A 12,091-nucleotide genomic window follows, 5' to 3' on the forward strand; every position below is an offset into this window, starting at 1 on the left:
CAAAAATCTCTTGTATTTATATCTTTTTATTCTGCCATTTTGCTTTTTTGAGGTAAATATAACTCGTCACTAATAATAAGGTATAGTACACAATCTCGATTGTAAAACAGATTTCGATAGGAGCCTTCAGCCACATTCCGATAAAAATAATGTATGAACCATAAATGGCAATTGTGATGGTTTCGAGCAATAGGGCGGCTTGTGTGTTTCCCGTACCTGAGATTCCATTGAATATGATGTTTGCTACCGAAGCAATAAGCATAGCACAGCAAATCACGTAGACGGAAGGTACGGATTCTGCGATCAATGCTGCTTCACTGGTATAAATAGAAAGCAGGAACTGTGGAAATAGGACCGATAAAACAACTAATCCCAGCATGATAAAGAATGAGAAGCGGGCTATTCTTTTTATAAGTGGCATTACATACTGAATGCCTCCTGCACCGATAGCGTTGCTGACCAGGCTATTGGTAGTTGTAGCCAGTGCATTGACCGGAATCAATAGTACAATATAAATACTTCGCACGATATTAGCGATTGCCAATTCTCGTTGCCCCAATCGTTCCACAGCAACAAAGAAGATAAACCAGGTAGCCATGGAAAGAAAATATTGAAGCATTGTATAACAAGAGATACTGAGAATTCGCATCAGCAATGAAAAGTCGAAAGTGCGTAAGCGATTCAGTCCGTATTTTTTCAGATCGACAGTGATATAAGTATAAATAAGGAAGAAAAGAATAGATGAGGCTTCTGCCAATACCGAAGCGATGGCAGCTCCTTTGATACCCATTTCCGGGAAACCAAGTTTCCCGAAAATGAGGATATAGTCAAGTACGACATTGGTAAATGCCATAACGATCGCATTGATGGTTAGTACTTTAGTACGTGTGATACCTATATAAAGAGCCCGGAACATGACATTGACGAACGAGAAAAAGAATCCGTAAATACGCCAGTCCAGAAATTCCATCGTTCCTTCGTAAATGGATTCGGAAGAAACTAACAAACGCATGATATTTCCACCGAAGGCTTGGGTAAAGCCGAACAACAGTAATGCTGTGATTAACAGGAATATGATTCCCTGAATCATCACCGGACCGACATCAGAGTAACGTTCCTCACCATTACGTCGGGCAATGACAATCTGTGACCCGATACTGAAACCGAATGCAATTGTAAATACACATATATAAAAAAGTCCCCCCATAGCAGAAGCTCCCAAGGCAACTTCTCCTACATGCCCAAGGAATGCTGTATCGGTGACATTAATGACATTTTGCGCCAGTAAACTGAGTAAAATGGGGTAACTGACACTCCAAATCTGTTTGTTGGTATACATAATTAAGTGTTTAAGTTTGCATTTTGCAAAGATAGTGCTTTATTCTGATATCTTGATCAGTGTTGATGATAAACGGTATTATGCTTGATGCAACGATAAGGTAACATTATACACAATAAGGGCAATGGATTTTTGTCCATTGCCCTATACTGTTCTTGCTATACTGTTGATGAAAATTCGTGGATTAGCTGTTCATGCTCATCAGGAATTCTTCGTTGTCTCTTGTTTTTTCCAAACGGTCTTTTACGAAATCCATTGCTTCGATTGGATTCATGTCGGCAAGGTATTTACGTAAGATCCACATGCGGTCAAGCGTTGTCTTATCAAGCAACAAGTCATCACGGCGTGTACTTGATGCAGTGATATTAACAGCAGGGAAAATACGTTTGTTGGACAGGTTGCGGTCGAGTTGCAGTTCCATGTTACCTGTGCCTTTAAATTCTTCGAAGATAACTTCATCCATTTTAGAACCGGTATCGATCAGGGCAGTAGCAATGATCGTCAGTGAACCTCCGTTTTCGATATTACGTGCTGCACCGAAGAAGCGTTTAGGCTTATGGAGCGCATTGGCATCCACACCACCGGAAAGTACCTTGCCGGATGCCGGAGATACAGTATTGTAGGCACGTGCCAGACGGGTAATAGAATCGAGGAAGATTACTACATCGTGTCCGCATTCTACCAAACGTTTTGCTTTTTCCAATACGATACCTGCAATTTTTACATGACGTTCAGCCGGTTCGTCGAAAGTAGAAGCGATAACTTCGGCATTCACGCTACGAGCCATATCTGTAACTTCTTCCGGACGTTCATCAATAAGTAACATTATCATATATACTTCCGGATGATTAGCTGCAATGGCATTAGCGATGTCTTTCATCAAGATAGTCTTACCTGTTTTGGGTTGTGCCACGATCAAAGCACGTTGTCCTTTACCGATCGGAGCAAAAAGGTCTACTACGCGGGCAGACATCGAATCAGAGTAACCTCCTTTGCAAAGTCTGAATTTCTCATCCGGGAAAAGAGGAGTCAAGTGTTCGAAAGGTACGCGGTCACGTACAAAAGCAGCGTCACGTCCATTGATCTTCGAAACCTTAACCAGTGGGAAATATTTTTCTCCTTCTTTAGGCGGGCGGATCACTCCTTCTACTACGTCACCTGTTTTCAAACCGAAGAGTTTGATTTGTGACTGTGATACATAAATATCATCCGGAGAAGAAAGGTAATTATAATCGGAAGAACGGAGGAATCCGTATCCGTCCTGCATAATTTCCAGTACGCCTACTCCATTCAGGATATCGTCAAATTCGTAAGGTTTTTCGCGTTCGATGACTCTACGTTCCTGTTGTACCGGAAAGTTTTCACCAGCATTGTTTTGTGGTACAGGACGTTGCATCTGCGGACGTTGGTTATTGTTACGTTGGTAGTTGCTGTTGTTTGGATTATTATTGTTGGCATTATTGCTGTTATTAGCATTGTTATTGCCATTGTTATCGCGTGGGCGGATCACCCGTTGGCGATGAATATTCTGTTGAGGCTGTTGTACCTGTTGTTGAGGTTGTTGTACCTGTTGTTGCTGAGGTTGTGGAGCTTGTTCAGGCTCTGTTTGAGTAGATTCGGCTTTCGTAGCTTCAAATTTGCCGAATAGTTCGGAAGGAAGTTCTATCTTTTCAGAAGGCAAATCTTCAATAGGAATAAAGTCTTCGTCGTCGGAATCAGATAAAATCTTACTTACTTCATCAATTACGGGTTCAGTCTTCTTTGTTTTTAATATCGGCTTTTGCTCTGAAATAGATTGGCTTGCCTTCACTTTTTTCTCTGTTTCAACCGGAGCGGGTTTCACAGTAGTTATAATTGTTGGTTCTGTGACAGTTTTTTGTTCCGGAGCTATTTCAACTGCTTCAACAGGTTTAACTTCTTCTGTTTCTTTTTTCACAGCTGGTTTGGCTTCTTTGCGTGGCCGTCCCACTTTGCGTTTAGGAGTTGCATTCTGTTCTGCCTTAGTTTCGGCAACAGGAGCTTCTTTCTCTTTAGTAACAACTTCTTTATTTGCAGCTTCCTTGTTTATAACTTCTTTGACTACAGTTTCTTCTTTTACAATTTCTTCTTTTGATTGTGGTTTAGCAACGGGGGCAGTTTCTTTATTCTTGGTACCTTCTCCCTCTTTCGTTGCGGACATTACTTTATTCTCTTTTTTTACTGGAGTCACACGCGAACGCTTTTTCTTATCTTCTTTGCGTTCTTCTTTGAGTTTATCTGCGGCAACTTTCTTAGTAGCTCCTACAATCGCTTGTTCATCGAGTATTTTATAAACAAGTTCTTCTTTTTTAAATGAGTCTGCTTTTTTTATGCCAAGTTCTTGGGCAATAACTTGAAGCTCCGACAGATTCTTGTCGTTTAATTGGATAATGTTATACATATAGTATAGTAAGTTATTAATATTTCTTTTTAAGCTGAAATATGGACGGCATTACTGTTGCTTAATAGCATACAGATATGCATGCATATGTTTTATTCTTTATTATGAATTAGGGATATAAATGTTGAATCGTAGAAAGTTTCAACGGGGCAAAGATAATAAATATTTTTGGTTTCATATATAATCAACCTTTTTTTTCCATGTAAAAGCCTATCTTTGCTGTATAAAAAAAATAGTATGACAGTAAATGAAGCTCATTTAATTTATTTTTCGCCTACCCATACATCTAAACAAGTGGCAGAGGCGATTGTTCAGGGAACAGGCATAAAAAATGTGATTCCGGTGGATTTAACTTTGCAAATGGCTGAGGAAACTGTGGTTCCTGCGTCTGCATTGGCTATTATTGTGGTTCCTGTTTATGGAGGACATGTAGCTCCATTGGCTATGGAACGTTTGGAGAGTATTCGTGGACTAGATACACCTGCTGTGTTGGTTGTGGTCTATGGAAACCGCGCTTATGAAAAAGCCTTGATGGAATTGGATGCATTTGCCATTCATCATGGATTTAAAGTGATAGCGGGAGCCACCTTTGTTGGAGAGCATTCTTACAGTACGGTTCAGTCTCCGATAGCCCAGGGACGTCCGGATGAGTCAGATTTGGATTTCGCTAATGAATTTGGAAATAAGGTTATGGAAAAGATACAGGCTGCTGTTACTTCTGATAAACTTTATCAGGTAGATGTACGTGCCATCCGTCGTCCCAGCCAGCCTTTCTTTCCTTTATTTCGTTTTCTGCGGAAGGTTATTAAATTGCGTAAGAGTGGTACTCCACTCCCCCGTACACCTTGGGTGGAAGATGAAAGTTTGTGTACTCATTGCGGGCTGTGTGTAACGCATTGTCCGGTAGGAGCTATTATTAAAGGGGATGAATTGCATACGGATGCGGATAAATGTATCAAGTGTTGTGCATGTGTGAAATCCTGTACTAAAAAAGCAAGAGTATTTGATACTCCGTTTTCTGTTATATTATCCGATTGTTTTAAAAAGCAGAAATTACCTCAGACCATTCTGTAAATTACTACTCTCCGCGTGTTTTCATCAATGCGGAAGCGGTTATCTGTCCGTTCACCTATCAGCCAGGCGATTTGTTCGTTACAGCAAAGCACCCATTGGCGTTCTTTCTGGCTGATAGAGAATTTACGGTCGGTCAGATAATCGCTTACTTTTTTCTTTCCTTTCATTCCAAATGGAATAAAAGTGTCTCCTGCTTGGTATCTGCGAATGGTAATGGTTCCGCTTAGTTTATCCGCATCAAAGCAAGCTACTTCTTTTTCGTGGGGAATTTGGAAATCGGTTGTGTATTCACTTTCTTCTCTGATTAGCTGAAAAGAAGGTGTATCTTTTCTTTCCGGACGTATCTTTTCCAATAACAGGAAATCACGATCTTTGATCACTTTCCACTCTTTACTGCTGAATTGTTTTCCCGATTGCCCGTCGAGTGAGTGGTAGATATCTTTGATTTGTGCCGGATTAAATCCCAGTGGGTGTAATATTTCAAATAAAACGGTTTCGGGAGAGGGTTCTTGCAGTATGGCACTGATTAGAATGCCTTCCGAAGTTATCACCCTGGCTTTTGCTTCCGATATACTTTTATTATATATAGTAGCTACATCATTTAAGTGATTGCCTGTTGTGATTAGGCTATTTTTGATAGCCGGGTTAATTTCCTGCATCAGTGGAAGTAAGTGAAGCCGGATTTTATTACGAGTATATTCGTCTTCCAGGTTGGTGCTGTCCGTAACGTATTCTTGTCCGATACTTTGCAAATAGCAGACAATTTCTTTCCGGCTGACGCAAAGAAGTGGGCGGACTATGTATCCGTTTATAGGACGTATACCTAATAAACCGGTGATCCCTGTACCACGAATGAGATTTAGTAACATTGTTTCTATACTGTCGTCTTGGTGGTGGGCAACAGCGATCCTATTGGCATGACATTCAATTCTTTTCTTCTCAAACCATTCGTACCGAAGTTCTCTGGCAGCCATTTCTATTGAAATGTGTTTCTCTTCCGCATATCGGGTTGTATCGAAATCAGTGATATGCAATGGAATATTATATTGTTGGCAAAGCTGGCGTACGAACATTTCGTCGCGGTCAGATTCCTTACCTCGTAGATGGAAATTACAATGTGCGGCTTCACACTCATAGCCGAGTGAATGAAGAATACGCAATAGAGCCACTGAATCGGCTCCACCGCTCAATGCTACAAGTATTTTACTGTTTTGAGAAAATAGTTGTTCTTTTTCGATGTATCGTATGACTCGCTGTTCAATCATATCTGCAAAGGTATGATTTTTATCGAAAAAGCAAAAAAATAAATAATTGGTGGTAAATAAAGAGTAAAGATTCTGTTCGGTGTCAATGAATACAACAATAATGTGAGAATTGTAATTTAGCTAATTTTGTCTGCTCATGGATGAAGTAATTATTGCTTGTATTCCATGTTGTAATGAATAAAACAAGAAAAAAAATTATGAGAAAAGATGGATTTAGCCGGTGTGCAGAGCGTTACATCGGCCGTTTAAGAGGAGAGGGCCGTCACGCTACGGCCCATGTGTATGAGAGTACATTAAGGTCCTTCACCCGTTTTTGTGGTGTGTCTGGCGTATCTTTCAACCAGATTACTCGAGATCGCCTGCGTCATTATGAGCGTTATCTTTACGAGTGTGGTCTTAAACCTAACACAGTTTCCACGTATATGCGTATGCTTCGTAGTATTTACAACCGAGGAGTGGAATCCGGTAATGCTAACTATGTCCCTTTATTGTTTCATGAGGTTTATACGGGGGTGGCTGTTCGTCAAAAGAAAGCTTTGCCTGTCGGGGAACTCCATCGATTGTTATATGAAGATCCCGGTACGGAACGTTTACGGCGTACTCAGTCCGTTGCGGGTTTAATGTTTCAGTTCTGTGGAATGTCCTTTGCCGATTTTGCTCACTTGGAGAAAACGGCTTTGGAACAGAATATTCTCCATTATAACCGCATTAAAACTAAAACTCCCATGTGCGTAGAGATACTTGATACTGCCCGGGACACCATAAAGAGTCTTCGTAATCGTCTTCCTCCTCAACCAGGCTGCCCTGATTATCTTTTTGATATTCTATGTGGTGACAAGCCGCGGAAAGATGTACGCTCTTATCGGGAATATCAATCTGCACTTCGCAACTTTAATAATAGTCTGAAATCTCTGGCACGAACGTTGAAGTTAAGTTCTCATGTCACATCTTATACACTCCGCCATTCTTGGGCTACTACAGCTAAATATCGTGGAGTCCCTGTCGAAATGATAAGTGAGTCTTTGGGACATACCTCTATCAAAACTACTCAAACTTATCTTAAAGGTTTTGAATTAAGAGATCGTACAGAAGTTAATAGAAAGAATTTGTTTTACGTGAAAAATTATTTTGTGACTAAGTAAATTGATGTAAGTTGTTGATTAATAGTGAAAATATGTGTCTGTTACTTCTTAGGTAACGGATGTGAATTCGGCGCAAAGATAGACAAAATTATATATAGACAGCAAATAAAAATATCTTTTTCTTCTCAATATACGGCAAATAAATATCTGAACATGAAATAGTCCAGTCTTCATGTTCAGCAGTTATATGCCTTGTTTTCAAAAGAATACCCTCGATCACTAAAGATTAATACTCTTTTATAGCTACCCCATATTCATCCGTTACCTAAGAAGTAACAGATGAATATGGGGTAAAAAATATGATTTCATTAGAAAAAAAATCAGTAATTGCTGGGCCTATTTATGGGACAGGGGAAGGCGTAGCACACCCTAAACGTTGGTACGTTGCAATGGTTCGTATGCACCACGAAAAGAAAGTAGCCGAGCGTTTGGGCAAAATGGGGATTGACAGTTTTATACCTGTTCAGCAGGAAATCCATCAATGGAGTGACCGTCGTAAAAAAGTAGAAGCGGTTCTTCTTCCCATGATGGTCTTTGTCCATGTCACACCCAAAGAACGCATGGAAGTTCTGACCCTTTCTACGGTCAGCCGCTATATGGTGATGCGCGGTGAAAGCACTCCTACGGTCATCCCAGACGACCAGATGGCCCGTTTCCGTTTCATGCTCGACTATTCAGAGGAAGCCGTTCACATGAACAGCACTCCTTTGGCCCGCGGTGAAGAAGTCCGTGTGATCAAAGGTCCTTTGGCGGGTCTTGTCGGTGAGCTGGTGACTATGGATGGCAAAAGTAAGATCGCCGTTCGCCTGGATATGCTCGGCTGTGCCTGTGTCGATATGCCTATCGGTTATGTGGAATCGTTGCTAAGTCGGGTAAGCGTCTAAGATGGATACGATCGTATTGCAGGAGAAAATCGACAACTTATTAAACTCGGTTCGTAAATTACTTCCCGGTGGGAGTAACCTGGGGGATATCTATGCCGATGACCTTTCTCTTTTAAATAAAAGCATTCACGACCGGATTAATGAGCTATATTCTCAGCATGGGAGGACTCCTGAGCAGGAAGCCGCTTTGTGTTTGGCTCTTTTGATGGGATATAGTGTCTCACAGTATGCTAATCCCGAAGACGAATCAAAAAAACACACCGTCTTACTTCGTACCCGTAACATTCTTTCCCTTCTTCCCCCATCATCTTTAAAAGAAGACCTTCTTTTAACATATAATGAATTACAACACTCATTCTCAATTAATTGATATTTATTTGATTAGTAAATGAAAATACAAAAACTATTTCGCTTATTTCTATTAGTTCTGATGTTGGGCAGTACCCCTTCTCTAATGGCTCAGGGCATGAGCGACCAGCAAGTCCTTGAATATGTCAAAGAAGGTATCAAACAAGGCAAGGAACAGAAACAGATGGCCGCAGAATTAGCCCGTAAGGGTGTAACCAAGGAACAAGCCATTCGTGTGAAAGAATTATACGAGAAACAGAACAATGTAAACACCTCCAATGCTACCGGTACGGATATCAATGAATCCCGTCTTCGCGAAGAGATGAAGGAGAACACTTCCGACATGTTGGAAGACCATCCTACGGCTCAAGATTTATCCCGCGAAGATCAGGTCTTCGGACGCAATATCTTTAATACCCGGAACTTGACATTTGAACCGAGCGTCAATCTCGCGACTCCTTCTAATTATCGTTTAGGTCCCGGTGATGAAGTCATTATCGATATCTGGGGTGCCAGCCAGAATACCATCCGCCAGGCTATCTCTCCCGACGGAACGATTAATATCCAGAAGATCGGTCCTGTTTATTTGAGTGGTTTAACAGTTTCTGAAGCCAATGACTATCTCAAGAAATCCTTGAATAAGATCTATAACGGTCTGAATAACGCAACCGATCCCAGTTCTGACATTCGCCTGACCCTGGGTAATATCCGCACCATCCAGATAAATGTGATGGGAGAAGTCGTTCAACCTGGTACCTACGCCCTTTCCGCTTTCTCAACCGTCTTCCATGCCCTTTATCGTGCAGGCGGAGTCAGTGACATCGGTAGTCTGCGTAATGTCCAACTGGTCCGTAATGGCAAAAAACTTACCACCATCGACGTTTACGAATTCATCATGAAAGGTAACGCCCAGGATGACATCCGTCTTCAGGAAGGTGATGTTGTCATCGTCCCTGCCTATGACGTTCTGGTAAAGATAAGCGGTAAAGTAAAACGTCCGATGCGTTTTGAAATGAAGAAAGACGAACCTCTTTCCACCTTGATCAAATATGCCGGTGGTTTTGATGCGGATGCCTACACCCGTTCCCTGCGTGTTGTCCGCCAGAATGGTGAGGAATACGAAGTGAATACAGTGAAAGACATCGACTATAGCGTCTATAAAATGCGTAACGGTGATGTCGTGACAGCCGAAGCCATCCTGAACCGCTTCACCAACAAGCTGGAAGTCCGCGGTGCGGTTTATCGTCCGGGTATCTACCAACTGAGCGGTACACTGAATACCGTTCGTGAACTGGTGAATGAAGCCCAGGGTCTTACCGGTGACGCTTTCCTGAACCGTTCAGTCTTATACCGTCAGCATGATGATCTGACCACCGAAGTATTACCCGTCGATATCAAGTCCATCATGGACGGTACTTCTCCTAATCTTGCCTTGCAAAAGAACGATATCCTTTATATCCCCAGCATTCATGACTTGTCCGACCGCGGAAATATCACCGTTCATGGTGAAGTGGCAAAACCTGATTCCTATCCTTATGCTGATAACATGACTTTGGAGGACCTGATTATCCAAGCGGGTGGCTTGCGCGAGGCCGCTTCTACTGTTCGCGTTGATGTGACCAGACGCATCAAGAATCCCCGTAGTACGGCGGATAATGACACTATCGGTCAGATGTTCTCTTTCGCATTGAAAGACGGTTTTGTGATCGACGGTCAGCCCGGTTTTGTTCTTCAGCCCTATGATGAAGTCTATGTCCGTCGCAGTCCGGGTTACCAGGCACAACAGAATGTAGGAATTGAAGGTGAGATCTTGTTTGGTGGTACTTATGCCTTGACCAGTCGTGAGGAACGTCTTTCAGATCTGGTGAACAAGGCTGGCGGTGCTACAAATTATGCTTATCTGCGTGGTGCAAAGTTGACTCGTGTAGCCAATGCCGATGAAAAGAAACGTATGGCAGATGTCATTCGTCTGATGCGTCGTCAATTAGGGGAGGAAATGATGGATTCTCTTGGAATAGATATTGAAGATACCTTTACCGTAGGTATTGACTTGGAGAGAGCCCTTCGTAATCCTAAAAGCAGTTCCAATATTGTTTTACGTGAAGGTGATATCATTTCCATTCCGAAGAATACGAATACAGTCACTATCAACGGTGCTGTCATGGTTCCTAATACCGTTTCATATTTGGAAGGTAAAGATATTGATTATTATTTGAATCAAGCTGGCGGCTATTCTGATAATGCAAAGAAGAGTAAGAAGTTCATTGTATACATGAATGGAGAGGTGACCCGGGTAAAGGGTAATGCTAAGAAACAGATTGAGCCCGGCTGTGAGATCATAGTTCCGAGTAAATCGAAGAAGCGTACGAATGTAGGGGAAATACTGGGTTATGCCACTTCGTTCAGTTCTTTGGGTATGATGATTGCTTCCATTGCTAACCTGATAAAGAAATAACAGATATCTATCATGACAGAACAGAAACTAGCAAAAGACTTTCCGTCCGTATCCAACGAACCAAAGACCGATGAGATGGAAATTGACCTGATGGAGATTCTAAGAAAAATCATCGCTATCCGTAAAACTTTATACAAAGCTGTTGGTATAGGTTTAATTATTGGCATCATTGTAGCCTTGAGCGTTCCGAAGAAATATACGGTTGGGGTAACCTTATCTCCGGAAATGGGTAATTCCAAAAGTAACGGTGGTCTTGCTTCGATGGCTGCTTCCTTCCTAGGAGCAGGGATGAGTATGAGTGGAGATGGTTCTGATGCCTTAAACGCTTCTCTCTCACCTGATATTGTCTCTTCTACTCCTTTTCTGTTGGAGCTTTTGTCCATGAATGTACCTGTTGATAGTGAGGAAAGTGAAAAGATTGATTTGGGATCTTATTTGGATAGCCAATCTTCTCCCTGGTGGAGTTATATTATGGAGTTTCCGGGTGTGGCAATTAGTGGAGTACGATCATTATTTTCTAGTGAAGATGAATCCTCTAGTCAAAGAAATAAAAAATATGGGACTATTGAACTAACTGAAGAGGAGGATAAGAAAATCACTTCTTTGAAGAAGAACATAACGGCTGTCATGGATAAGAAGACTGCTATAACCAATGTTTCCGTCACTTTGCAGGATCCTAAAGTTGCTGCCGTCGTAGCTGATTCCGTAGTTCATAAATTACAGGAATACATCATAGGCTACCGTACTTTTAAGGCGAAGGAGGATTGTGATTATTTAGAAAAACTATTTAAGGAACGTCAGGAGGAATATTACGCAGCCCAGAAGAAGTATGCCGATTATGTTGATACCCATGACAATTTGATCCTTCAGAGTGTTCGTGCTGAGCAGGAGCGTTTGCAGAACGATATGAATTTGGCCTATCAGGTTTACAGCCAGGTTGCCAACCAATTACAAGTAGCCCGGGCGAAAGTTCAGGAAGAGAAACCCGTATTTGCAGTGGTAGAACCTGCGGTCGTCCCTCAACAGCCTTCTGGTACAAGCAGAAAGATGTATGTAATCATTTTTGTTTTTCTATCTGTAGCTACGGTCATTGTTTGGAAACTCTTTGGGGAAGAGTTCTGGGACAAACTGAAGCGTGAATTTGTATAACACGTCGTATAAAAGT

The 12,091-nt window shown here is 41.7% G+C and carries 9 protein-coding genes; 6 read left to right on the forward strand and 3 right to left on the reverse strand.

The window, feature by feature from the left end:
• Window positions 1-16: 16 nt before the first annotated feature.
• Window positions 17-1,339, reverse strand: coding sequence for an MATE family efflux transporter (locus tag CZ225_RS07395; RefSeq protein WP_077153589.1), 1,323 nt, complete (start codon window positions 1,337-1,339; stop codon window positions 17-19).
• Window positions 1,340-1,523: 184 nt separating this feature from the next.
• Window positions 1,524-3,758: a transcription termination factor Rho gene (gene rho, locus CZ225_RS07400; RefSeq protein WP_077153590.1), complete on the reverse strand. Its 2,235-nt coding sequence runs from the start codon at window positions 3,756-3,758 to the stop codon at window positions 1,524-1,526.
• Between the two features lie 237 nt (window positions 3,759-3,995).
• Between rho and CZ225_RS07405 the strand changes: the two genes are divergently transcribed.
• The gene (locus tag CZ225_RS07405; RefSeq protein WP_077153591.1) at window positions 3,996-4,832 is read left to right on the forward strand and encodes a 4Fe-4S binding protein; all 837 of its coding nucleotides are present in this window, start codon (window positions 3,996-3,998) and stop codon (window positions 4,830-4,832) included.
• On the opposite strand, the gene tilS is transcribed toward CZ225_RS07405, so the two are convergent.
• Window positions 4,817-6,097 (reverse strand): tRNA lysidine(34) synthetase TilS, encoded by a 1,281-nt coding sequence (tilS, locus tag CZ225_RS07410; RefSeq protein ID WP_077153592.1) that lies wholly within the window; start codon window positions 6,095-6,097, stop codon window positions 4,817-4,819. The two genes, CZ225_RS07405 and tilS, sit on opposite strands and share 16 nt — an antisense overlap.
• Before the next feature lie 194 nt (window positions 6,098-6,291).
• Here tilS and CZ225_RS07415 point away from each other — a divergent pair, with 194 nt between their 5' ends.
• The 5 genes from CZ225_RS07415 to CZ225_RS07435 all read left to right on the forward strand — a co-directional run bounded on the left by CZ225_RS07415 (window position 6,292) and on the right by CZ225_RS07435 (window position 12,075).
• A complete protein-coding gene (locus tag CZ225_RS07415; RefSeq protein WP_317045362.1) occupies window positions 6,292-7,239 on the forward strand; it encodes a tyrosine-type recombinase/integrase in 948 nt (315 codons plus the stop codon).
• A 299-nt stretch (window positions 7,240-7,538) separates the two neighbouring features.
• Window positions 7,539-8,123, forward strand: coding sequence for a UpxY family transcription antiterminator (locus CZ225_RS07420; RefSeq protein ID WP_077153594.1), 585 nt, complete (start codon window positions 7,539-7,541; stop codon window positions 8,121-8,123).
• A 1-nt stretch (window position 8,124) separates the two neighbouring features.
• Window positions 8,125-8,493, forward strand: a complete 369-nt coding sequence (locus CZ225_RS07425) for a UpxZ family transcription anti-terminator antagonist (RefSeq protein ID WP_077153595.1) — start codon at window positions 8,125-8,127, stop codon at window positions 8,491-8,493.
• An 18-nt stretch (window positions 8,494-8,511) separates the two neighbouring features.
• A complete protein-coding gene (locus CZ225_RS07430; protein WP_077153596.1) occupies window positions 8,512-10,926 on the forward strand; it encodes an SLBB domain-containing protein in 2,415 nt (804 codons plus the stop codon).
• 12 nt (window positions 10,927-10,938) lie between these two features.
• Entirely contained in the window at window positions 10,939-12,075 is a 1,137-nt protein-coding gene (locus tag CZ225_RS07435; RefSeq protein ID WP_129585767.1) for a chain-length determining protein, read from the forward strand.
• Window positions 12,076-12,091 lie beyond the last annotated feature (16 nt).

Source organism: Bacteroides bouchesdurhonensis (assembly GCF_900155865.1).
GTDB lineage: Bacteria > Bacteroidota > Bacteroidia > Bacteroidales > Bacteroidaceae > Bacteroides > Bacteroides bouchesdurhonensis.